The following is a 23,137-nucleotide window of genomic DNA, read 5'->3' as shown; positions in this document are numbered from 1 at the left end:
TGATATCATGAAATATGTATTTTATGCTAAGGGTCATCCTAATGTGACTTCAAGGCATAAATCCACATTTGAGATCACTATGGATGATGAAATTGGGAAAACAGCTGATTGTATTATAGGTGTTGATTCATCAGTTTCAATGAGAGATTTTCCAAGAAAACTCAAAAAGGCGATTGCAAAGGAAAATGCTATAATCAAACTTGTGTTAAAAACAAAAAATGCAAAGGATGAAATAACAGGTAGGGGTCATCCTAATTTGACCTTGGATCATCCAAGAGATATTGTCTGCCGTAAAAGTGATTACATATGTGACAGAACCCTCATGATAAAAGCTGATAAGGCTGCCTGTGACCTTAAAAAAGAATTGGTAGAAGACCTAAAGCGGGGTTCTCGTCTTAAAGTTGAAATAATAGTGAGCTATCCCAAAGATGGAAACTCTTAAAGAGTTTGCACATTTAGGGGGTAAATTTCCATTATTTCGTGGGATTGGAGATTACATTACATCTCCACAAGTAAAGCAAGTTTTTGTGAAGGGCATGTTTTATTAATTTTTTTATAGCAATAATTTTAAACAATTTTAATAAAAAGAATTCTTTAAGGGCTCTCTTTTAAAAAATAAAAAAATAAAAAGTATTGTGGGGGGCGTATGAGCTAGAATGGTAGGCTTGCGTAGGTTCCTAATATTTTCCCGGTTGCTGTGTTCCAACTTTTTATTATGCCGAGACTGTTTCTACTGCTTGTTGCATCTGCACTATACCATTTGCCGCTGATGTATAATTCAGCCCAGACATGTCCATAGGTCCCACTGGAGAATGTGCAGATTCCATGCTTGTATCGTGCTGGTATCCCCGCGGCTCTGGCAAGTGCCACTACAAGATGTGCATGATCGCAACAGTTACCAGTCCTGTATTTAAGGGTTCCAACAGCACCATACCTTGTATTATAATAGAAACTGTAGCTTATACTGTCACGGACCCAGTTGAAGACAGCCTTCGCCTTATCCCATGTACTGGTAAGGCCACGGGTTAACTGGGTGGCTAATGATTGTATACTAGGATCGTTCACTTGACAGTTTGCTGTTGCGACGAGATACTTGTTAAGTTCGGGATCTGAATTTTTTCCGTTGTTTGTTGATGATCCTGAACTTCCTGAATTTTTTGGTTGGATATATTTCACTGTGACGTAATTGGGTAATATCTTGTAGTCATTATAGAATGCTAGTATTCTGCTCATTGCATAAGCTATGTTTTCTGGGTTTATCCGCCCAATAACTGTAGTTGCATAGTTAGGTAATTTACCGTTTGTTTTTATGAAATTGGTCACTGAAGATGCTAATTTGATGTAATTTGGTTTTGTTAAGATGCCTGTTGCAGTTCCTCTTGGTGTAGGTGCTGGTGAAACTTTTATTAGACTTATTTTGGTTGTTAGTTTACCGTTTCTGTTGATATTTAAGAGGGCTTGTGTCATAAGGTATGTGAATTGTTCTTTTGTCACATTCTGCTTTCCAACTTGTATAGTTGATGGAAATGCGTTATTTTCTTCAGTATAATACTTTGCTTTTTTAGCCGCGGTCACCACTTCTCCTGTTGTAACGGATGTCTGGGCATCCCCAGCTGCGGCATATGAGTTTTTGGTCTCTGCTTGGGTATTATTGGTTGTTATGTTATCCTGGGCATGACATGCCCCTACATTTAATATAAAGAGGCATGCTATTAGTATATAGATTGACCTTTTAATCGAAATTTTACCGCCTCCATATCCTAGCACTCATATGGGGGGTGCTAGGATGATATAACATTGTGACACAGATCTAATATATAAATATTTTGGTCCAATTTTGAAAAAAAATGATTTTAGAGCTTCTTAAAAATTAAAAAACGTTATTAAAAGTTTTTATTCATTTGAGGTGTTGGTTTAAATTATCGAAGAGTATTTTAAAAATTTGAACTCTGAACGATCCTATATTGTTCAACAGGATCATTTCTAAACTTATAAAGGCAATAGGATGTGAATGATATTAGATAACCATGTATAAAGAAGCTTCCTTGGACTCTTCCACCTTTTAGTATCCTTTCTATTCTATTGTCACTTATCATGTTTTCAAGTGGAATATATTAAAGGGTCATGCTTGGGATTATTCACGGAAAAATAGGTGATAATGCAGGGGACGGGATTTGAACCCGCGAAGGGACTCCCCCACTAGGCCCTCAACCTAGCGCCTTTGACCACTCGACCACCCCTGCATAAAATGGTAGAGAACAAGAAACGTGAAGGAAAAACCTTAGCTTTCTCTGACTATTCGAACATTATATAATGATGGTTATATAAATTTTTTGGATGAAGGCTTTTAATTTTAGTTAGGTGATTATATGGGGGTTATAAGGGAGGATACTGATGGTATTTTAATTGATATAGAGGTTTCTGTAAGATCATCAAAATTTGAAATAGGCGATTATAATCCATGGAGAAAAAGACTGGAAGTTAAAGTGAAATCTCCACCATCCAAAGGGAAAGCTAACAGGGAACTTATAAAGGAATTTTCTAATATTTTTGGAAAAGAAGTTAAAATCATACATGGTATTAAAAGTCCATATAAAACTTTAAGGATTAAAAATATTAATAAAAATGATTTTATAAAAAAAATTAAAATTGAAAAAGGTTAAAAAAAAGAGGATCAGCATGATATTTATGATATCCGTGACAACCAGCAACATTCCATCCACCACGGATCAGAGTATGATATATGGTATAGTAGCGGTTATTACCCTCATAGCATTCCTTGGATTGAAGGAAATCTTAAATTCAGATAAACCCAAAAACCAGCAGATAAAAGCTTTTATATCGGGACTCAATATAGTAATAATACCTTTGTTAATAGTATTCTTGAGTATATTGGTTTATAAAGTTATCATGACATTAAGAATTATTATTTAAAGAGGAGAGAACATGAAAGCCGTTATACCCGCGGCGGGTCTAGGAACGCGATTTCTGCCCGTCACCAAAGCCCAACCAAAGGAAATGTTACCAGTATATGATAAACCAACAATACAATATGTCGTCGAAGAAGCTGTTGCGTCAGGTATAGATGATATACTCATTGTAACAGGTAAGGGTAAACGATCAATTGAAGACCATTTTGACAAATCCTTTGAACTCGAATACTTCCTTAAGAAGAATGGAAAGCACAAACTTTTAGAAGATATTGAAAAAATTTCTGAACTGGCAGATATCTACTATGTAAGACAAAAAGAACAAAAAGGCCTTGGGGATGCTATATATTGTGCCAAGAAGCATGTCGATGGCGAAGAAGCATTCGCAGTACTCCTAGGGGATACTATAACAACATCGAACATTCCATGTACTAGAAAACTTATAGATATCTATGAGGAGTATGATTCATCAGTTATTGCAGTAGAGAAAGTTCCCAGAGAAAAAGTTGAAATGTATGGTGTTATTAAGCCAAAGCCCATAAAAGGCAACCTTTATATAGTGGAGGATCTTGTTGAAAAGCCTTCAAAGGAAGAGGCCCCATCCAATTTCGCCATAACAGGACGCTATATACTTGAAAGTGAAATATTTGATCATATAGAGAACACTCCACCAGGTGTAGGTGGTGAAATTCAACTAACAGATGCCATGAAGTTCCTTGATAAAATCTATGCTTATGTATTTAATGGTAAAACATATGATATTGGTAACAAGATTGACTGGCTTAAAACATCCATAGAATTCGCATTAAAAGATGAAAATATAAGAGATAAGATTATAGAACACCTCAAAGAGCTGCTAAATGAAAGGGCATAAAAAGGAATAGCATAAAATTGGATAATGCATGCGAGAATGTAACACCAATAATACTCCCAGTCTTTTGATACATATAACCATAGAATATGGCGATGAAGAATACAAATATTAACTCATAAATGGATCCCCATCCAACATGGCATATAGTAAAGAGTAGTGAGGCATATAATAGGCCAGGTAAAACTCCCAGAAGCTTTTCTGAATTTTTTTGTAATATTCCTCTAAATAGTAGCTCTTCTGAAAATCCTACTAGTATTAGTATGAGGAAACCTATAAGCAAATACAGAAAGGTTGACATGGGTATAAATGGCTTCGGATACAAAATCATGAATTCAATATAACCTATAGGAAATCCGGTTAAAGCTACTAAAAGTTGTAAGTTAGGTTTTTTCCAAATTAGACCAACATCTTTACCTTCCAATTTCTGGGTCTTCATTAATACGTAGGCTAAGGCAAAAAGTGGCAATGACACTATTAATAACCGATAAATTTCTGGAATACCATCCATTACAGGTATTGAAAAACTTACAATCCTAATCAATGGCAATATTGTCATGGAATTTAAAACTTTTTTGAACTTTTCATTGGAAACGAGGGAAGAATGAGCCAACAAAACAAATAGTATGAGAACGTGGATCCCCAAACCGGTTAAAACATTTATGTAGGCCGTTAAAATTTCGGCAAAAAGTATAAAAATGGGATATCCTATAAGTGATAGCCGAGATCTATCTTTATAGGATAAATGTTCTTGGGATGAATATTCTTCCATACTTTTTATTTTGGCATATGACACTAACATTTTTCTATTATCATCCATTAAAGTGCAAAGTTTGTGATATTTATGGTATACCTTGAAGGCGTCTTCAAAATTGCCCTGTTTTTCTAGTATCCTAGCATGATGATATATGGCTGTGGCTTGGTTTTTAGTGTCATTGAGTTCTTTGAATTTCTCAGCGGCTTCTTTATACATTTTCTGAGCCTTTTCATATTCTCCTCTCTTATCATAGATTTGCCCTATATTGAGGATCGATTGCGCCTCTCCTTTAATATTTTTGCATTTATTGTAAAGTTTCTTGGCATTTTCGTAACTTTCAATGGCATGATCTTCCATTCCATGTTCTTGGTATATTTCACCTAATTTTAGGAGTGTTTTCGCCGTCTTTTCAAGATCCCCTATATGAGCAAATTCTAGGAGTTTCACTTGAAGTTCTTCCAAATCGCTTTTCAATAAATCCTCTCCTTTATTTGGTTACTAGTTTGTGGAAGAGTCTTCCATCAACGTGTAAGTCTAGTTGACTTGCGGGTGGTAAGGATGCTTTTTCGAATTTTTTAACATCTTCTAGTAGGCTCATTTCTAGGATTGCTTCCATTGATCTTACACCATGTTTATAGGATGGTATCATGAGGAATGCTCTGAGCACACCTTGATCTATTCTTAGCTTGCCTCTGCTGTCAAGAAGGTGGGGGGTTTTCCTTTCAAATAATGATCTTAATAATATGGCTCTTCTCAATATATAGAATCTGTCTTTTTTATCCACGGGATCTGGACCGATGATGTTCACATAACCTCGGAGTCTACTTATGAAATCTCGGACTTTAGCTTCTTTTAGGAGTTTCTTGTCTTGGGATTCGAATTCTTCGAAGGTATTGCTTGTACCCCCAGCGAATATTAGTATTGATTTTCCCAGGGGGTGTGTAGTGTCTCCTTCTCTGAACTCTCCATCCTGCATTGGGGCTAAGAAATATTTTATCCATCCGAGTTTTTTACCGTTATATGGGGAATCGAATTCGTCGAAGAAAGCCTGCGGTACCTTACCCTTTAATACAGCGTCTCTTATCTGATGGAAGGCGTCTATAAGATCATTTTCTTCCCTAAATTGTGAAATGTTGAAATTGAGCGTCTTTATTTTCTTCGGATCCACGCTCGCGGCTAGTTGGGATACTGCGAATGATTTACCGGCTCCTGGAGGCCCGAACACTCCTATAGAAAGTGGTCTTTCAACTCTTTCATTTTTAAGGTATTCTATCATTATATTTCTTATACTCTGGTATCCTTCTATCTCTGTTCTATCAGCAGTTATGAGCTTCCCGAAATGTGCTATTGGCAAGGGATATCTTTTTCCCTTGTAACCTTCTATGACTATATGCTCTGATACTGATTTTATGTCGAAGTGTGGGGGTGAAGTGGCTATGGTCCACCCTTCTAATCTCTTAAGTGGTGGTATTTCTACCTTGCCTATGTTGGCTTCCTCACCATTATGGAATATTTTTTTGGTGGGATAATCCGGTTTTGAACCGAAACCTTCATCCAGTAATCTCTGGGAGGCTTTTATACCCTCTATTATACCCTTTTCGATTCCTAACCCCTTTTGTAGAGTTGCTGTGAAAGCTGCTGTAAATGCGCATCCATGGCCTTGCATTTTACCTGGAGATTGTTCGTTGAGGTTACCCTCGAATAATTGTGGATGGTAGAAAAGTTTGGACTTAGAGCCGGCCTTGTAGTATATGGCACCTTCTAGGTTTATTCTTACTATAAGGTGTTTCAATTCTTTAAGCTGTGCTAGTAGTGGATTATTGTGTATTTGCCAGATGAAGTCTTCTGCTGTGCGTTCCCATGAAAGCCTTCGGCTTATATTGGCACCCATTTCTCTGAGATCATCTACTGTGATTATGACTACGAGATTTTCTTGGTGGTTTTCTTGGAGGTGGTGCCATAGTTTGCCTTCAAAAAGTGGTGCTGACATTTTGAGGATGATTAGTGGCTTGTCTTCGATTATTGATGATGGCCATTTATCTTCTAGTTCTCTGAAGCCGTTGCCGGCATCATCTATCACTATAATATCTGCTTTTTTGTCTTTAAATTTGAATGGCAATTTTGGGAGTCCTTCTTCGGGTCCTGTGTATCCCAGGAAACTTTTTATGAGATATTTCCCATTGTATAATTCTAGGTCGGCGAATGAATGTATGAACTCTTCAGGACTAGTATTTTCAGGTTTGCTCAATATCTGGGGGTGTTCAACTCCTGGAACCAGTTCTTTCAGCATTTTAGCAAGTAGGAGCGCCCCTCCTTCTAGAGCTTTTCTGTGGAATCCTAGATGTGTTTTCCAGTTTTCACTATAATCAACTATTTCATGGGATTTTATGGGCCATTGTATCCAATCTATGGTGACGTCCCCTGTTACTAGGGTTTTCATGTTATGAGTTTCATCAAATTTCATATAATAGCTTTTATAGAAGTTACCTTATATGAGGATTGTCGAGGATATTCGGTCATATGCTCTTATCATGGCTATATTGGCATCTTTTTTAACACCTTTTGTGGCTTCATCCATAAATGTGGCCCTTCCAACTTTGGGTTCTGATCTTGGGATGGATCCTTTTATACTTGCATGGGTGCCTACTATCTATTTACTTACTGTGGGTGTTCTACTTATCCCTATGGGCCGTCTTGCTGATATTTATGGTAGGAGGAGGGTATTCCAGTTTGGTATTATAATTTTCACGGTTTCTTCCATATTCGCTGGATTTTCTGTTTCTCCGGAAATGCTTCTATTTCTTAGGGTTATTCAAGGTGTTGGGGGGGCTATGATTTTTAGTAATATTTCAGCTATTATATATTCTGTTTTCCCACCAGTTGATAGGGGTTATGCTCTTGGATGGGCTGCCACTGGAACATATTTTGGATTATTTTTCGGCCCTACCCTTGGAGGTTTTTTGACGCAATATTTTGGTTGGAGGAGTATTTTCTATTTTAACGTGCCATTGGGTGTTCTGTGCACTTATGCCACTGGTAGGATAAGATTTGAATGTAGAGAGGCTGAAAGTGAAGAATTTGATTTTCTAGGCGCTTTTTTAATGGCTCTTTCTCTGATTTTTGTTTTGGTGGGTTTTTCATCAATCATTTTCTTTTATGGTTTTTCACTTTTTGTTGTGGGAATTTTGCTGTCATACTTTCTCTATAAGTATGAGTGTGGATGTAATAGTCCATTATTTGACTTAGAATTGTTGGGGAATAGGAATTTCACATGGAATGGTCTCACAACTTTTATAAGCTATTTCGCGGGGTATCCTGTGGTTTTCCTTTTGAGTTTGTATCTTCAATATTTTCATGGTTTGGGTCCTTGGAGGACTGGTGTTATACTCTCAATACAGGCCTTTCTCATAGCATTGGTGTCCCCTGTGGCTGGGAAATTTTCAGATAGAATGAGTCCGAGGATAATTGCCGCGATAGGTTTGCTTGTAATAATTTTGGCTATGCTTATTTTTTCATTTTCAAGTTTTCTTTATTGGATTGTCATTGGTTTGGTTTTTATGGGTGTGGGTTTTGCATTCTTTTCGATCCCGAATAGTAAACTTATCATGGGGTCTGTGGAAAAAAGATTTTGGGGAGTGGCATCGGCGACTCTTGTAACATTTAGGGTGTTAGGTCAACTTATTGGCATGGGTTTAATAGTTCTTCTTGTTAATGTATATCTTGGAGGGGAATCTATAGTTAATAATGGATCTTTCCGGGTTCTTATGGTTGTCTCATTTTTATTTTTCATCTTACTTTTGGTGGTAGGGCTCCTGTTAACATTGAAGGCTAAATAATTTCTTTGTTAAGTTTCTGGTGCCATTTCCATGCTGTTTTGATTATATTTTTTATGTCAGTGAATTCTGGCTTCCATTTGAGGATCTTTCTGGCCTTTTCTGAACTTCCGATCAATATTGGGGGGTCTCCTGGTCTTCTATCCGATTTTATTGTGCTTATTTCTTCTCCTGTGACTTCCCTGCAAGTTTCTATAATCTCTTTTACTGAGAATCCGTCACCATTGCCTAGGTTGAAGATTTCACTTTTATCCTTTTCTAGGAATCTGAGGGCCTTGTAATGTGCATCTGCAAGGTCCATTACATGGATGTAATCTCTTATACATGTGCCGTCCGGTGTTGGGTAATCTGTGCCGAAGATTTGGACATTTTCCCTTTTACCGATTGCAACATCTAATATTATTGGTATTAGGTGAGTTTCTGGTTCGTGCCATTCCCCTATTTCGGTTTGGGGGTCTGCACCGGCGGCATTGAAGTATCTTAGTGAGACGTAATTGAAATCATATGCGTTACTATAATCTTCTAGGATGTTTTCTATCATGAGCTTGGAGCGGCCATAAGGGCTTATGGGATTGCATGGGTGGTTTTCGGTTATTGGAGTTTCCATGGGATCTCCATAAACTGCACAGGTTGATGAGAAGATGAATTTGTTAATATTATTCTTCTGCATGGCATCTAGTAGATTCAATGTATCCTTGACATTGTTTTTGTAATAGGATCCTGGGTCTTTGATGGAATCTCTTACATCGGTGAGGGCTGCGAAGTGCATCACTGCGCTTATATCATATTCTTTGAAAATCTTATCGAGCAATCTTTTATTTTTAAGGTCTCCTTTTATGAATTTCCCCCATTTAACAAATTCTTCATGTCCCTTACTCAAATTGTCAAGTATTAGTGTTTCATATCCTTTGTTTGATAGAAATTTGTTAACATGGGATCCGATGTAACCTGCGCCACCAACAATGAATATCATATTAGTGATATTTGAGGGTACTCCTATTATACAATTTGGGTGGGAAATTTTCACACTACATTGTAGGATCGATCTCTTGTCATGGTATTGTGCGTTCGTTTTCACTTTTTTTTGTTATTATAAATAGTGTGATGAAAAGGAGCGCTGAGGCTATCCCAAAACCTGATATGATCCCATTGTATGTGTTAAAACCCGTTTCGAGTCTGGTGTAGGTTACTTGTATGAGCGGGCCCATGAATGAGAAACTGGGACTATTAAATGATATTCTTAAGGGGAATTCTATTATTAGGCCAATATTGGTGAATGGATAGAACGGGAATATGGGGGAGGTGTCTAGAAGGTCTAGTAGAAGGTGGGAGAATATAAAGAGGGCTATTATACTTGTATAAGCCCAGGAATTTTTTAAGATTTTTTCGATTATAAAAAGGGGTAATATAATAATTGTTAACGTGATGATGGAATGTAGGACACCGGGCAATCCTATAACTTTGTCTAGGTCTGGGAGTAGGCCGAAGAAAGCTAGGATAAAAGTATAGTATGGGTTAAGTTTCTTTTTTAGGGAATATATTATTGTAAGGGGTATGAATATATGAGCTAATATATCCATTGTATCCTCTCTAGAAATATCATCTCCTTTTTTTATATTCTTATAGCTGGGATATATATTATAACATTTTTTATTATTCTCAGTTTTTTAAGTGAATATCTAATGGAGTTTATTTCGTATATTGATTGTTAAATACCATAATTCTCATGCTTACATCTTACTTTTATATGGGCTATTATTAATATTATTAGAATGATTACATTTTATTTATGTTAATTTTCTTATCTAATAATAGTTATATTTATATATTAGATATTTCAACATTTTGTATGTACAACATAATGGATATTGTGGAGGGTGATAAAATTGGTTGAAGAAGTGCAAACTTCTAGGATACTTGAAATGGTGCTCGGGATAATTGGGAGCATCTTCGGTCTCCTTGGCGGACTTTTTGCAATCTTTTTTTCAGTGTTCGCATCGGAGGCACTATATCTTGGTATAAGCGCAGTAATGGCATCTATCCTTGGTATAATAGGGGCCGTTTATGTGCGTGAAAACCCAAGAAACGGTGGTATAATCTTGATTGTAAGTGCTATATGGCTCTTGATAAGCATATCAGCGTTCGCAATCCCGGGGACAATATTCTTAGGTATAAGCGGTATTCTGGCTATTATAAGGAGGTGAAAAGGAAATGAGGGCAATCATACCCATATTATTAGTGGTGCTTGCAGTAGCTATGTGTGGATGTACCAGCACATCAAACACAGGTACTTCATCCGGAGGCGACCTAAAAGTAGAAGATCTTGAAATAATCCCCGAAGGTTACGGTTTCTACACCATAAAAGGTAAAATAACACCATCAAGGGATTTCGATTATCTCGAAATCGTGCTTAAATGGTATGATGCAGAAGGCAATGTCATACAAACTGACCCACTCGCATGGAACATTAACAATGCAAAGTCAGGTCAAGCTATTAAATTTAGCACATACTCATACATAGATGCAGGTACACCAGCAAAAGTTGATCTAATGATATTCGAGGATCCCTTCTCAGGTGGAGATGAAAGTGCGGCCATATACAAGACAACACTAAAAGTTTAACAGCCTTTTTATTTTTCTTAGATTCTATTTTTTTGAATAAACTTTTTCCTTGTTCTAATCCGCCGCCAAGAGATTATATTCTCAATATCATAGGATGATGAAAAAATTTTTATTAATTATCCCCCTTATATAAGAGAGGCAGAATAAAACTAAATCGGGAGATCATAAATATGACATGTACTGTGCTAGTAGGTGGCGGATGGGGTGACGAAGGTAAAGGAAAATGTATAACATACCTTTGTTACCATGATAAGCCATCCATAATCGCCAGGGCTGGTGTAGGACCCAACGCAGGGCACTCAGTAGAATTCAAAGGCGAAAAGTACGCCTTAAGACTTACACCATCCGGCTTTGTGCATAGAGATGCTAAATTGCTAATTGGAGCTGGTGTATTAATAGATCCTGAAGTTTTCCTTTCTGAAATGGAAAATCTGAGCAAATATGACGTCCGAGGAAGAACATTTATAGATTATAGATGTGCCATCATCGAAGAAAAACATAAAATCCAGGACAGATCATCCGATTACTTGTCAAAGAAGATAGGAAGTACAGGTACAGGTTGCGGTCCTGCAAATGCAGAAAGGGTCATGAGAACAGCCAAACTTGCAAAGGAAATACCCGAATTAGAAGAATATTTGACTGATGTCCCCCTCGAAATAAACAAGACACTTGACGAAGGTGGTGATGTTTTCATTGAAGGTTCACAAGGCTTTGGCCTCTCACTCTATTATGGAACCTACCCCTATGTCACTAGTAAAGATACCACTGCAAGCACAGCCGCAGCTGATGTAGGTGTCGGACCAACACGTGTAGACGAAGTTATAACAGTATTCAAAGCATATGCTACTAGAGTGGGTAAAGGACCGTTTCCCACGGAGATAAGCCAGGAAGAAGCCGAGAAGATGGGCTTGGAAGAGTATGGTACTGTTACTGGTAGGAGGAGGAGGATAGGCCTTTTTGACATGGACATGGCAAGGGAATCATGCATGATAAATGGTACAACGCAGATAGCGGTTACTTGTGTTGATCGTTTATATCCGAGATGTGAAAGGGTTCGTGAATATTCTAAGCTCTCAGGTGATGCTAAAAGGTTCATTGAGGAGATAGAGGATGCTACAGGAGTTCCGGTGACTATAATATCCACTGGCCCAGATCTTGAGGATACTATTGATTTAAGAAGTGAACTTTTATAGTTTCCAGAATTGGTTGAGTGTCCCCCACTTGCCATGGCGTATGGCTTCCTTTACAAATCTTGTAGCCATTTTTACACTCTCTTCTAGATTATAGCCTCTTGTTAAGTAGGCAACTATAGCTGCTGAAAATGAGCACCCGCTTCCATGGGTGTTCCTGCTCTTGATTAACTTTTCTTCGAATATTTTGATTTTACCATCGTAGAATATGTTTTTGCCCTCTAGGTGGCCTCCTGTGATTATTACATTGCATTTTTTGCCTATTTTTTCAGCGGCTCGTTCAGCGTCTTTAATTGTTTTTATTTTTGTATTGGATAGTGCTTCGGCTTCTTGTAAGTTGGGTGTTACTAGTATGGATTCTTTGAGTAGGTGTTTTTTAAAGGCTTTTATCATTCCTTTTGTTGCTAGTGGTGAGCCTGATTCTGCTATCATCACGGGGTCTGTGACTGTTTTGAGCTTGTATTCTCGTATTTTATTGGCAACTGTTTTTATGATATCCTCCGAATATAGCATTCCTGTTTTCGCGTATTCTATGGGTAGATATTCCATGATTAGGTCTATTTGTTCTTCTATGAAACTTGGAGGTATGGGGTGTATGTCAGCAACTCTATTTGGATTTTGGGCTGTTAGGGCTGTTATGGCGGCCGCTCCGTAAACTTTGAAGGCTGAAAATGTTTTAACATCGTTTAGAACGCCTGCACCAGCGGATGGGTCGAATCCTGCGATTGTTAATGCGATCATAAAATTACCCTTTGGATTCTTTTTCTATTTGGAGCCTTTCAGCGCCTCGGGATGGTTTCACCTTTAATTTAAGGTCTTCCAAGTAAGATTTTGTGTAAGTGTTTTTTCCATGGAGTATTATTTCGCCGAGGTCTTCTGCTGTGTTAACATCTAGGGATAGGTAGAATGAATCATGGATTTTGATGGAAAGTTTTAGTTTTTTGGCCTCTTTCATATGTTCGAAGAAGCTGCAGTCTCCGAAGCGCAATTTTATAGTCCCTGGGGGGAATAGGAGGGCGTTTGTTCCACCACCCTTGGAAGGGGCTATTATCATGTCATATTTTTCGGCGTCTTTTATTAAGCCTTCTAGGTTGGCTTTACCGATTAGTGGCACGTCTGAGGGTACTATCATGACTTTATCGCATTTAGATTCGCACCATTTGATTGCTTGTTCCAGGGCTCCGTTGAGGTCTGTTTGGCCTTTTTCTTTGAATGTTTGTACTTTTAGTTCATTGGCGAAGTGGAGAACTTCTTTGTCGGCGCTTATGACAAGTACTTCATCTACATTTTTTTTCAGACTTTTTGTAACGTCTTTTAGCATTACTTTTAGGAGGTTTTTTCTTTCTGATGGTGATAGTGTTGGTGAGAGTCTTGTCTTTGCATGTGCGAATGGTGAGACAGGGATGATTCCATAAATTTTCATGTTTTTGGTCCCTTTCTAGTTTTTATTTTAGTCCGAGGAATTCCATGATCTTGTCCAGCCAGTTTTTGCCATGTGAAAGGATTGTGCTGTTTATGTTTATGGAATTTATCTGTTCTTCGGTGAGGTTGAATTTTGCCATGAGCTCTGCTTTTGTAAATGAGAGGTTTTCCCTGAATTGATAGAAATACATGTTGTTTGCCCTTACTGTGTAATAGACTTCTCCACTGTATATGTCAAAGTTGGATCCTCTTGCCAGTAACCAGATTTTTAATTGAGTGTTAAACGCTTCTGAGGGATTTTCCGGGTTTGATGATTCTATGACTTCTTGTATCATCTTTGGGGCTTTATCTGACACGTTTAAGCGGCTTCCTTTTATGGCGCTTTGTTCTGGTTCTATGCAATAGGCTGGTATTGTACTGTTACCCTTTGGGGGTATTATTTCGTCTCTTGCGATTACAAGATCTTCTGATCCTGGGTTGGTCAAAATTGTCCCTTTTTCCACTTTTACCGGTTTTTCACTATTGGTGGAAATAAGTACTTGATGTGGGATTGTACCCGCTGGGGTTATCTGGGTTATGTTAATGTTTCCTTCATCGTATGCTTCCTTGAGGGTTATACCCCCTTGTTGGAGGTAACAGAGGAATCCTAGGCTTCCTGCAAAGACTATTATAAGACCGATTAGGATCAGAGCCCTCAAGTTCATGTTATACTCTCCATTAGTATGTTTTAGCTAGGAAAGCTTTATGGTCGGCCTCTTTTCCACAATTTATACAAGAACTTTTCTTTTCAGCTTTGGTTATTCCGAGTATGTCTACTCTTATTTCTTCTTCTATATTTTTCCCGCATTTTTCATCTCCACACCAAGGGAATGAGATTATACCTTTCTTTTCATTTATTATTTTTTTCGCTTCTTTGAGGTTGGTGGCTGTTCTTATATTATTTTGCATTTTTGCCCATGCTTCTTCTCCTAACCTCCTCGTAATATCATGGAGTATTTTATCTATTTCTTCTTCTAGGTCTTCTGTTTTTATTTCAATTTTTTCTTTGGTGTCCCGCCTTGCCACCACTATCATGTTCTTTTTAAGGTCTCTTGGTCCGATTTCTATTCGAAGTGGCGCTCCTTTCATCTCCCATTCATAATATTTTCTCCCAGCCCTTATATCCCTATCATCTAGTTTCACTCGGAAACCAGCATTTTCTAATCTGTTTTTAATTTTTTCACAAGCTTTCATAACCTCTTCTGCTTCCTCTTTGAAGATTATTGGTACTATAATTATCTGGTATGGTGCGACTTCTGGTGGTAGGCGCAGGCCTGATTCGTCTCCATGAACGGCTATTATAGATGCTATGATCCTGTCAGATAATCCGTAACAAGTTTGGTATGCGTATTCGTGTTCGCCTGTGGGTGTTTCAAATTTTATATTAAAGGTTTTGGAGAAGGTTTGGCCGAGGTTGTGTACAGTTGCTATTTGTAATGTTTTACCATCTGGTAGTAGTGTGTCAAATGCTATTGTATAATCAGATCCTGGGAATTTGTCCCATGGTGGTCTTTTTGTTATAATATATGGTATTGCTAGGGTGTCGAAGAACTCCTTGTAGAGTCTGATGGCCTCTTGGACTTGCTCTTCGGCTTCTTCCATTGTTTCATGTACTGTGTGGGCTTCTTTGAATGTTGTGATTTCCCTTACACGTATAAGTGGCCTTGTGTGTTTTGTCTCATACCTGAAAGTGTTAACTATCTGGTAGATTTTCAATGGGAGGTCTGTGTGGGATCTTATCCATAACGAAAACATTGGGTACATTGCTGTTTCACTGGTGGGTCTTAGGGCTAATTTCTTGTTTAACCTTGTAAGTCCTCCGTGTGTTATCCAGTAGACTTCATCCTCGAAACCTTTTACATGGATTGATTCTTTTTCAAGTTGATCCTCAGGTATTAAAAGTGGGAATAGGGTTTCCTGGTGATCCCGGTCTAGGATGTTTCGGAGGATTTCCAAGGTGTGCTTTCGTAACTGGAAACCATAGGGTAACCATACATTCATACCTTTGATGGGATATCTTGAGTCGATTATTTCTGCTTCTTCCAGGATATTATGGAACCATTCACTGAAATCTATCATTTTCATCCACCATTCTAATGGGATTAATATGGGGAGTCCTAGGAAATCCTATATTTTTTTCTCCAAAAATATTTTTATCAGTAAATAAAGATTTTCAATGGTGAAAGATTATTTTATCTCACTACTTAAAGCTGTTGTTTGTGATGGAGATGAATCCTAGGAAGATAGAGTTGCCAAGGGAGATACACACAGGTCCTGGTGTGATAAAAAATACAGGGATTATATGTAAAGATCTCAGATTTAAAGGTAAGGTGATGGTTGTCACAGGCTATAAGACTTTTAAGATAGCTGGTAAGGATGTTATAGGTAGTCTTAAAGCTGAGGATTTCGAAGCCGAGTATATGAAGGTGAGAGAGGCTTCCATGGAATCTGTTATGATGGTCAAGGAAAACCTCGATGATATCTCTCTTGTATTAGGTGTAGGTGGTGGTAAAGTTATAGATGTTGCCAAGATGGCAGCAACCCTTGCAGGTTTGTCCTTCATAAGTGTACCCACCGCAGCTTCACATGATGGTATAGCATCCCCCAGAGCCTCGATTCGCGACGGTGAAAGAGGATCGGTTTCCATGAAGGCAACTTCACCCATTGGGATCATAGCAGATACTGATATAATAATTAAAGCACCATTTAGGCTCCTTGCCTCGGGTTGTGCTGACATAGTATCTAATTATACAGCCATATTAGACTGGAAACTTGCACATAGACTCCTTAATGAAAGGTATAGTGAATCCGCAGCGGCACTTTCACTTATGACAGCTAAGATGATCATCAAATCTGCTGATGCTATAAAAGAGGGTCTTGAAAGGAGTGCGCGCCTTGTTGTCAAATCTCTTATAAGTAGTGGTATAGCTATAAGTATAGCAGGTAGCAGCAGACCTGCAAGCGGCTCCGAGCATAAATTTAGTCATGCACTTGACAATATAGCCCCTAAACCGGCATTGCATGGTGAACAATGTGGTGTTGGCACAATAATGATGATGCACCTCCATGGGGGGGACTGGAGGTTCATAAAAGACGCTCTCAAAAAAATGCACGCACCTACAACAGCCTATGAACTCGGCATAGAACCAGAGTATATAATAGAGGCCCTTACAAAAGCCCATACCATCCGCAAGGAAAGATATACTATCCTAGGGGATAGAGGGCTTACAAGGGAGGCGGCTGAGAAACTCGCGAAAAAAACGGAAGTGATATAATTGATAACACTAATAGGGGAAAAACTTGCAAAAAAAGGATTAAACTTCATGTATTATGAACCTGCAAAGGCTTGTGAAGATTGTAGATATAAATCCGTGTGTATCGACCCCCTCGAAACGGGCAGAATCTACAGGATAAAAGAAGTGAAAGATATTGAGCATACTTGTCCAATACATGAAAACAGAAAAGTAAAGGTTGTTGAGATTGAGAAAGCTAAGATAAAAGCATTAATAGGTGCTAAAAAGGCCTTTGAGGGGTCTGTAATATTATTTGAAACCCCTGAATGTGATGAAAAATGTGATATGAGGAGTTTATGCTTCCCGGAGGGTATAAAAGCCTCGGATAAATGTAAGATCCTGAAAAATTTTGGCAAGGTCGATGAATGCAAAAAAGGCTACAAATTAAACAAAGTTCTCCTTGAAATCATTTCCAAGAAGTAGTAGGGGAGATTTTAATGAATTTGAAAAAAATGGTCGCATATAAAGTCGCCGAAGAGATAAAAGACGGGCAAGTTGTCGGCCTCGGCACAGGCTCCACGGCACGATATTTCATAGAAAGAGTTGGTATGCGCATACAAAAGGAAGAATTGGATATATTGGCAGTGCCCACTTCTTATCAATCATTATTCCTTGCAAGGGATTGGGATATCCCCATTACTAGTATAACACAACATGATGTCGATGTTGCTGTTGACGGGGCTGATGAAGTTGACAAGGACCTTAACCTCCTTAAGGGTGGTGGAGCAGCCCATACAAAGGAAAAGATAATAGACTATTCGGCAAGTGAATTTATTGTTATAGTGGATGATTCTAAACTTAAAGATAAGCTCGAAAGGCCAGTACCAGTAGAGGTTATACCAGCATCCTTTCGTCTTGTATGTGAAGAATTAAATTCCATGGGAGCCAAGGTCAAAATTAGAATGTCTGATGCAAAAAATGGGCCTTTGATCACTGATAATGGGAATTTCATTATTGATGCGGATTTTGGGTCTATTGACAATCCATCAAAATTGGAATATGAGATAAACAATATCCCAGGAGTCTTAGAGAACGGTATATTTTCTAGGGGTGTTGACAGGGTAATAGTAGGTACAATGGATGGGATAATAGAACTCTAAAAGGAGCATATTTTGCATGGAGAGGATCAATATTCCATTTACATGCTTATTCTATTATCTTAAAATATAGGTGATGATGAAAAATATTGCTAATATTATCACTATCGTGGCCCCGGAGGATACATCGAGGATGTATGAAAGCCATAATCCTGTTAGTGTGAATGTTATCCCGATTATGGATGATAGGATCATCATCTGAGGGATTTTGAAAGTGAACTGTCTTGCGATTACGGCTGGGATTGTGAGTAGTGCTATCACGAGGATTATACCAACCACTTTTATAAGGATCACCACACTTAAAGCTACGAGCATTAATAGTAAAAGATAGAAAAAGTTTACCGGAACCCCTATAACTTGTGAAAATTCCTCATCAAAGGATATGGCAGTGAATTCCCTATTAAATAAAAGCACATTTGATATTATAATCAAGTCCAATACTAACATCATCCAAATATCTTTCCTGGTAACCGTTAGTATGTTACCAAAAAGATAATTGAATAGGTCGCTGGCATAACCAGGGGTCAAACTTATAAATATTACACCAAGGGACATTCCAACTGACCATAGTATCCCAATAGCAGTATCTTCACTAATTTTAACTTTTCTAGTGGTGACTCCTATGAGGAAAGCTGCCATGACACTAAATGGTATTGCTGTGATTACTGGGTTTATGCCGAGGAAATAACCGAGGCCAATACCACCAAATGCTGCGTGGGATATACCCCCACTTAAGGATACTATCCTTTTAATCACGATATAGGTGCCAACCACCCCACAGGCTATGCTAACGAGTATTGCTGCCATGAAGGCGTTTTGCATGAACTGGTATTCAAGACCTAGCATAATTGTCACTTTAATGTTTTCTCAAAACTCTGTGGGGTATCCCATGGGCTATTAGTTCTACTGGACACTTATAGACATCTTCAATAGATTCTAAGGCCTCTCTTGGGGGTCCGTGGGCGAATAATCTTTGGTTTAAGCATGCGATTCTGTCGACATGGGTTGCGACCATCCCTATATCATGAGATACCATTACAATAGCCATTTTCTGTTTAAGTTCATCTAGTAACTCGTAGAATCTTTCTTGGAATAGAGGATCCACACTACTTGTTGGCTCATCTAATAGTAGGAGTTCGCCCTCTCTTACAAGGGCTCTTGCAAGGAATACCCGCTGCAATTGCCCCCCTGAGAGATTGTCTAATCTTTCATCCTTTAGATGGATTATATCCAACTTTTCAAGCCATTTTTCCACTTTTTCTCTGTCTTCTTGGGTGTAATTTTTGAGTGGGGCGTGGTAGCATCCCATGAGCACTGTTTCAAAGACATTTATTGGGAAATCCATGTCAAAGTGGCGTCTTTGTGGGAGATAGCCTATTTTTTCCCTTGCTTCTTCGGGTTTAAGGCCGAATACCCTGATTTTTCCGCTGGTTGGTTTTAGGAGGCCTATAATCATCTTTAGTAGGGTTGTTTTACCGCCGCCGTTAGGGCCTATGATAGCTAGGAATTCGTTTTTGTAAATTTCAAGGTTTATATTTTCTAATATTGTCTTGTTATCTATTTTGTAGTATAGTTTTTTAATTTTGACTGCTTTGTCCATTCTACCATCCATTGATACTTTTGAGGGTTTGTAGCATTTTTTGCATGTTTTCTATGTAGTTTTCTGCGAGTGGGTCTATGATGACTATTTCTGCGCCTATTTCATCTGCTATGGTTTGGGCGCTTTGTTTGTTGGATTGTGGTGATACTATCATGATTTTTATATTGTTTTTTTTGGCTTCTTGTATGATTTTTGTGAGTGTTTGAGGTGGTGGTTCTTTGCCTTCTTTTTCTATTGTTATCTGTTTTATGTTGTAGTCTTTGCAGAGGTAGGTCCAGGCGGGATGGTATACTAATATTATTTTTTGTTTTTCTTTGAGGGTTTGGTTGAATTGTTCATCTAATTTTTTGAGCTTTGAGATGTATTTGTCCTTGTTTTTGGCATAATAGTCTTTGTGGTTTGGGTCTTCCTCTATGAGGGCTTTGTAAATGTTTTCGACTATTATGATGGCGTTTCGTGGTGATGTCCATACGTGTGGGTCTTCTTTCATGAGTTTTATGCCCTTTGAGCAATTTACTATCTTCATGTTTGGGTTTAGTTCTTTTAGTCTTGTCATCCATGTTTTTTCGAATTCTATACCTGAGCCTATTTGGAAGTAGATTTTTGCCTTTGATAATTCTCTTAATTGGCCTGGTTGGGGTTCGTATGTGTGTGGGTCTGCTCTTGGAGGTACCATTACTATAACTTCTACTTTGTCTCCGCCTACTGCTTCTATGAATTCTTTTTGGGGCATTATTGAGGCTGCCACGACTATTTTTTCTTCGGAGCTTGTTTCTTCCGTTCTACTTGTTGTATATAATAAGGCGCATATTATGATGGCAATTATCAGTAGGATGGATATTCTGGTTTTTTTCATCGCTAGACTTTTATTGGTTTCACCCTTAAAAAATTTATTAATAATACAAAAATAGTTTAATAATTTTTATGATAATTTTTTTAAAGGTTTATTAAAATAATTTTGGTTATGAGCGTGATCAGCATTTCGATAAACGAAAAACTCCTAGAGGAAATAGACGCCTTGAAGGATGAGATGGGATTTTCAAGCCGCTCAGATATTATAAGAACAGCCGCTAGGATGTTAATAGATGAGAAAAGGAAACAAATGGATATAAAAGGCGAAGTTAATGGCGTGCTTTTCTTAATACACAAAAGGGAAGTTGAAGATAAGGTTAACGAGATCAAACATGACTATGAGAGCATCATAAATACACAGATCCACAGTCACTTGAAAAACAAGAATTGCCTTGAAATCTTCATCCTAGAAGGTGAAGCCGAAAAAATAAAAGAACTCACATCTAGATTTCGAAATTGTGGGAAGATGGAACACCTTGAACTTATAATAATCTAGGCTATACGATATCCATGGCTGAAGGTAGGATCATATAGTTTCGAAGTTTCAAAATCTCCAGGTTCGAGAACATCACCTACTATGATGATAGCGGTCTTCTGAATATTACTTTTCTTTACTTTATCTTTTATATCAGAGAGTTTACCCCTTATTATCTCCTCATCATCCCATGAAGCCCTTTTAACCACTGCTACTGGTGTATCATCCCTATAATGTTCTCTTAAACTTTTAACAACTTCCTCAATTTTATGAACCCCAAGGAATATACACATAGTAGAATTATGACTTGCAAGACCTCCTAGATCCTCTTTGGGGGGTACTGGCGTCCTACCAGAAGGTCTTGTGATTATAACAGTCTGAGAAACCCCGGGCACAGTTAATTCTGTTTTTAAAGCGGCTGCAGCAGCGAAAAGTGAACTCACCCCTGGTATAATCTCGAAGGGAATTCTTCTCTTTTTAAGTTCCCTCATCTGCTCCATTATAGCCCCATAAATTGAAGGGTCACCAGTATGTATCCTGGCAATAATCTTCCCAGAAGCAGCACCATCCACCATGATATCTATTATCTCATCTAATGTCATAGATGAGCTATCATAGATCTCACTAGAATCAGGCGCAAAATCTAGAATCTTCTTGTTCACAAGGGAACCTGCATATATTATAATATCAGAATTTTTAATTATCTTAACAGCCTTTAAAGTTAAAAGTTCTGGATCTCCAGGCCCTCCACCAATAAAAAACACCTTCCCCTTCATAAAAACCCCCTAATGTTAAATTATACTCCTATAAAATAGTATGTAAGCCACTATCATTAAGATTATGGCCATTAGGAAGCCTATGATAGCCATCCCCCTGTCACTTCCGAATATTATGGGGATGGGTCCTATCATTATAACTCCACCTGTTTTAACCTCTGCACCTTCCTTTGTCTTAAATATGCTTATGATGCTACCAGCGAATACTAGGAAAATACCAAGGATTATGAGTATTATCCCAACTATTATCAATGAATTTGTGTTCAACTTTTATCAGGCCTCCCCTATTGAACTTTAGATGATTATCCTATATTCGGCTGTGCCTTTATTATCTCTCTTTTCTAATAGTTCCATTTCCACCATTGCATCTAGGACCTCTGGCAAGTCAATGAAGCATTCTGGCGAATTTTCACAAAATTTAATTTCACAAGGGCATACTAGTTTTTCTTCTATTTCCTCTTTTTCCATCCATTGGGGGTTCCTAGTCAATGAGTCATGTAGGAGTATGCATAGTAGTATTTTCCTTTTTTTGTTCTCGTCAAATGGTAATTCTTGGATGAACCCTTTTATCCTATTTACGATCGTCTTTAGTTGTTCCTCTTCTTCTTCGGGTATTATTGTTAGAGCTTTAATTTCCTCTGCTAGGAAGTATTCTCCTCTGCTCACATTAAAACGATCCTTTTTAAGCACTAGACCTCCAATATCCTCCACATATTCTTCGAATTCCTCGAATCTGTAAGGGCCTCCACTAAATAATACTATCTTATACATTTTCACTCCCCGCTATGATATATTCTAGGAGACTCTATTATAAAATCATAAGGAAAAATTATATTAACATTTTATAATTTTATCATACTAGAGGGTGGTTCTATGATAGAATGTGAAAGAGGAATTTTTACAACGGATTTCTTGATCTCATTCCTTTACTTGTCCTTTATAATATTATATTTGATGAGTATGGCCTCCTATAGGATAGATTATGCTAACGAGGAAAGAATTTTAACTGATTTAAGGGTTTTAATGGACGAATTGGCTGGTAAGGTTAATCTTGTATTGGCTGGTGGCCCAGGACATGAGGTGATCTTCGCGGCCCCTGATAGTATCCATGGTTCACGTTATCAGTTATGGGTCAACTCTAGTGGAGTGTATGGCATGGTTAATGGGAGGTATGGTATGTCCTCAATTTACCCTTGTGTGATAGTTGATCATAATGGGAATCCCAGAAATATCATATTGAGACCTGGCTTCACTTACAAGATTAAGAATTTTAAAAAGGACCATAGGATTATTATAATGATAACAGAGGAAAGGTAGGATGGATAGAGGCCAGATAACAGGGGAGTATATTCTTATTTTGGGTTTTATTATTCCAACACT

General features: G+C 38.0%; 29 protein-coding genes and 1 tRNA gene. 13 read left to right on the top strand and 17 right to left on the bottom strand.

Features of this window, described 5'->3' with window-relative positions; all coding sequences use genetic code 11:
- Positions 1–7 precede the first annotated feature (7 nt).
- The gene (locus QFX38_06615; GenBank protein MDI9624541.1) at positions 8–442 is read left to right on the top strand and encodes a DUF371 domain-containing protein; all 435 of its coding nucleotides are present in this window, start codon (positions 8–10) and stop codon (positions 440–442) included.
- A 209-nt stretch (positions 443–651) separates the two neighbouring features.
- Here the strand turns inward: QFX38_06615 and QFX38_06610 are convergent, their stop codons facing one another.
- From QFX38_06610 to QFX38_06600, 3 genes are all read right to left on the bottom strand, one after another.
- Positions 652–1,767: a transglutaminase family protein gene (locus QFX38_06610; GenBank protein MDI9624540.1), complete on the bottom strand. Its 1,116-nt coding sequence runs from the start codon at positions 1,765–1,767 to the stop codon at positions 652–654.
- A 167-nt stretch (positions 1,768–1,934) separates the two neighbouring features.
- Positions 1,935–2,096, bottom strand: coding sequence for a hypothetical protein (locus tag QFX38_06605; protein ID MDI9624539.1), 162 nt, complete (start codon positions 2,094–2,096; stop codon positions 1,935–1,937).
- A 63-nt stretch (positions 2,097–2,159) separates the two neighbouring features.
- Positions 2,160–2,243 (bottom strand) — tRNA-Leu (locus QFX38_06600).
- Positions 2,244–2,369: 126 nt separating this feature from the next.
- Here QFX38_06600 and QFX38_06595 point away from each other — a divergent pair.
- The 3 genes from QFX38_06595 to galU are packed head-to-tail and all read left to right on the top strand — an operon-like array spanning position 2,370 to position 3,804.
- Positions 2,370–2,663: a DUF167 family protein gene (locus QFX38_06595; protein MDI9624538.1), complete on the top strand. Its 294-nt coding sequence runs from the start codon at positions 2,370–2,372 to the stop codon at positions 2,661–2,663.
- A gap of 16 nt (positions 2,664–2,679) precedes the next feature.
- Positions 2,680–2,934 (top strand): hypothetical protein, encoded by a 255-nt coding sequence (locus QFX38_06590; GenBank protein MDI9624537.1) that lies wholly within the window; start codon positions 2,680–2,682, stop codon positions 2,932–2,934.
- 12 nt (positions 2,935–2,946) lie between these two features.
- Positions 2,947–3,804 (top strand): UTP--glucose-1-phosphate uridylyltransferase GalU, encoded by an 858-nt coding sequence (galU, locus tag QFX38_06585; GenBank protein MDI9624536.1) that lies wholly within the window; start codon positions 2,947–2,949, stop codon positions 3,802–3,804.
- On the opposite strand, the gene QFX38_06580 is transcribed toward galU, so the two are convergent.
- Positions 3,776–5,032, bottom strand: coding sequence for a CPBP family glutamic-type intramembrane protease (locus QFX38_06580; GenBank protein MDI9624535.1), 1,257 nt, complete (start codon positions 5,030–5,032; stop codon positions 3,776–3,778). The two genes, galU and QFX38_06580, sit on opposite strands and share 29 nt — an antisense overlap.
- A 13-nt stretch (positions 5,033–5,045) precedes the next feature.
- Positions 5,046–7,022 (bottom strand): hypothetical protein, encoded by a 1,977-nt coding sequence (locus tag QFX38_06575; protein MDI9624534.1) that lies wholly within the window; start codon positions 7,020–7,022, stop codon positions 5,046–5,048.
- A gap of 100 nt (positions 7,023–7,122) precedes the next feature.
- Between QFX38_06575 and QFX38_06570 the strand changes: the two genes are divergently transcribed.
- On the top strand, positions 7,123–8,394 hold the full coding sequence (locus QFX38_06570) for an MFS transporter (protein ID MDI9624533.1): 1,272 nt from the start codon (positions 7,123–7,125) through the stop codon (positions 8,392–8,394).
- Here QFX38_06570 and galE read toward each other — a convergent pair.
- Both galE and QFX38_06560 read right to left on the bottom strand, forming a co-directional pair.
- Positions 8,387–9,364 (bottom strand): UDP-glucose 4-epimerase GalE, encoded by a 978-nt coding sequence (gene galE / locus QFX38_06565; protein ID MDI9624532.1) that lies wholly within the window; start codon positions 9,362–9,364, stop codon positions 8,387–8,389. The two genes, QFX38_06570 and galE, sit on opposite strands and share 8 nt — an antisense overlap.
- 79 nt (positions 9,365–9,443) lie before the next feature.
- Positions 9,444–9,971: a metal-dependent hydrolase gene (locus QFX38_06560; GenBank protein ID MDI9624531.1), complete on the bottom strand. Its 528-nt coding sequence runs from the start codon at positions 9,969–9,971 to the stop codon at positions 9,444–9,446.
- A gap of 306 nt (positions 9,972–10,277) precedes the next feature.
- Here QFX38_06560 and QFX38_06555 point away from each other — a divergent pair, with 306 nt between their 5' ends.
- The 3 genes from QFX38_06555 (at position 10,278) to QFX38_06545 (ending at position 12,206) form a co-directional block, all read left to right on the top strand.
- On the top strand, positions 10,278–10,595 hold the full coding sequence (locus QFX38_06555; GenBank protein ID MDI9624530.1) for a DUF4064 domain-containing protein: 318 nt from the start codon (positions 10,278–10,280) through the stop codon (positions 10,593–10,595).
- A 7-nt stretch (positions 10,596–10,602) separates the two neighbouring features.
- Entirely contained in the window at positions 10,603–11,013 is a 411-nt protein-coding gene (locus QFX38_06550) for a hypothetical protein (protein ID MDI9624529.1), read from the top strand.
- Between the two features lie 170 nt (positions 11,014–11,183).
- Entirely contained in the window at positions 11,184–12,206 is a 1,023-nt protein-coding gene (locus tag QFX38_06545) for an adenylosuccinate synthetase (protein MDI9624528.1), read from the top strand.
- Here the strand turns inward: QFX38_06545 and thiD are convergent.
- Genes thiD through proS form a run of 4 tightly spaced genes read right to left on the bottom strand, consistent with a single transcriptional unit; the run spans position 12,201 to position 15,743 of the window.
- Entirely contained in the window at positions 12,201–12,944 is a 744-nt protein-coding gene (gene thiD / locus QFX38_06540; GenBank protein ID MDI9624527.1) for a bifunctional hydroxymethylpyrimidine kinase/phosphomethylpyrimidine kinase, read from the bottom strand. The genes QFX38_06545 and thiD overlap by 6 nt on opposite strands.
- Positions 12,945–12,948: 4 nt before the next feature.
- A complete protein-coding gene (gene cofC, locus QFX38_06535) occupies positions 12,949–13,626 on the bottom strand; it encodes a 2-phospho-L-lactate guanylyltransferase (protein MDI9624526.1) in 678 nt (225 codons plus the stop codon).
- A 22-nt stretch (positions 13,627–13,648) separates the two neighbouring features.
- Positions 13,649–14,329 carry a hypothetical protein gene (locus tag QFX38_06530; protein ID MDI9624525.1) on the bottom strand — a complete coding sequence of 227 codons (681 nt, stop codon included), beginning with the start codon at positions 14,327–14,329 and terminating at the stop codon, positions 13,649–13,651.
- A 13-nt stretch (positions 14,330–14,342) separates the two neighbouring features.
- A complete protein-coding gene (gene proS / locus QFX38_06525; protein ID MDI9624524.1) occupies positions 14,343–15,743 on the bottom strand; it encodes a proline--tRNA ligase in 1,401 nt (466 codons plus the stop codon).
- Between the two features lie 149 nt (positions 15,744–15,892).
- On the opposite strand from proS, the gene QFX38_06520 reads away from it, so the two are divergent.
- The 3 genes from QFX38_06520 to rpiA are packed head-to-tail and all read left to right on the top strand — an operon-like array spanning position 15,893 to position 18,057.
- Positions 15,893–16,939, top strand: a complete 1,047-nt coding sequence (locus QFX38_06520; GenBank protein MDI9624523.1) for an NAD(P)-dependent glycerol-1-phosphate dehydrogenase — start codon at positions 15,893–15,895, stop codon at positions 16,937–16,939.
- The gene (locus QFX38_06515) at positions 16,940–17,380 is read left to right on the top strand and encodes a UPF0179 family protein (GenBank protein ID MDI9624522.1); all 441 of its coding nucleotides are present in this window, start codon (positions 16,940–16,942) and stop codon (positions 17,378–17,380) included.
- A gap of 14 nt (positions 17,381–17,394) precedes the next feature.
- On the top strand, positions 17,395–18,057 hold the full coding sequence (gene rpiA / locus QFX38_06510) for a ribose 5-phosphate isomerase A (GenBank protein ID MDI9624521.1): 663 nt from the start codon (positions 17,395–17,397) through the stop codon (positions 18,055–18,057).
- A gap of 54 nt (positions 18,058–18,111) precedes the next feature.
- On the opposite strand, the gene QFX38_06505 is transcribed toward rpiA, so the two are convergent.
- From QFX38_06505 to QFX38_06495, 3 genes are read right to left on the bottom strand one after another with little or no spacing between them, the layout of a single operon-like run.
- Positions 18,112–18,900: a metal ABC transporter permease gene (locus tag QFX38_06505; GenBank protein MDI9624520.1), complete on the bottom strand. Its 789-nt coding sequence runs from the start codon at positions 18,898–18,900 to the stop codon at positions 18,112–18,114.
- Between the two features lie 10 nt (positions 18,901–18,910).
- A complete protein-coding gene (locus tag QFX38_06500; protein MDI9624519.1) occupies positions 18,911–19,654 on the bottom strand; it encodes an ABC transporter ATP-binding protein in 744 nt (247 codons plus the stop codon).
- A 1-nt stretch (position 19,655) separates the two neighbouring features.
- A complete protein-coding gene (locus QFX38_06495; protein ID MDI9624518.1) occupies positions 19,656–20,510 on the bottom strand; it encodes a zinc ABC transporter substrate-binding protein in 855 nt (284 codons plus the stop codon).
- Positions 20,511–20,618: 108 nt separating this feature from the next.
- On the opposite strand from QFX38_06495, the gene QFX38_06490 reads away from it, so the two are divergent.
- Positions 20,619–21,002: a CopG family ribbon-helix-helix protein gene (locus tag QFX38_06490; GenBank protein ID MDI9624517.1), complete on the top strand. Its 384-nt coding sequence runs from the start codon at positions 20,619–20,621 to the stop codon at positions 21,000–21,002.
- Here the strand turns inward: QFX38_06490 and cobM are convergent.
- Genes cobM through QFX38_06475 form a run of 3 tightly spaced genes read right to left on the bottom strand, consistent with a single transcriptional unit; the run spans position 20,999 to position 22,528 of the window.
- Complete coding sequence (gene cobM, locus QFX38_06485) at positions 20,999–21,757, bottom strand: precorrin-4 C(11)-methyltransferase (GenBank protein ID MDI9624516.1); 759 nt, start codon at positions 21,755–21,757, stop codon at positions 20,999–21,001. The two genes, QFX38_06490 and cobM, sit on opposite strands and share 4 nt — an antisense overlap.
- A gap of 15 nt (positions 21,758–21,772) precedes the next feature.
- Positions 21,773–22,024 (bottom strand): TIGR00304 family protein, encoded by a 252-nt coding sequence (locus QFX38_06480; protein ID MDI9624515.1) that lies wholly within the window; start codon positions 22,022–22,024, stop codon positions 21,773–21,775.
- Positions 22,025–22,051: 27 nt separating this feature from the next.
- Positions 22,052–22,528 (bottom strand): methyl-coenzyme M reductase family protein, encoded by a 477-nt coding sequence (locus QFX38_06475; protein MDI9624514.1) that lies wholly within the window; start codon positions 22,526–22,528, stop codon positions 22,052–22,054.
- 102 nt (positions 22,529–22,630) lie between these two features.
- Here QFX38_06475 and QFX38_06470 point away from each other — a divergent pair, with 102 nt between their 5' ends.
- Positions 22,631–23,074: a hypothetical protein gene (locus tag QFX38_06470; GenBank protein MDI9624513.1), complete on the top strand. Its 444-nt coding sequence runs from the start codon at positions 22,631–22,633 to the stop codon at positions 23,072–23,074.
- Positions 23,075–23,137 lie beyond the last annotated feature (63 nt).

The organism is Methanothermobacter sp. (genome assembly GCA_030055615.1).
Classification (GTDB): Archaea; Methanobacteriota; Methanobacteria; order Methanobacteriales; family DSM-23052; genus Methanothermobacter_A.
This window is presented reverse-complemented; position numbering and strand designations above follow the sequence as displayed.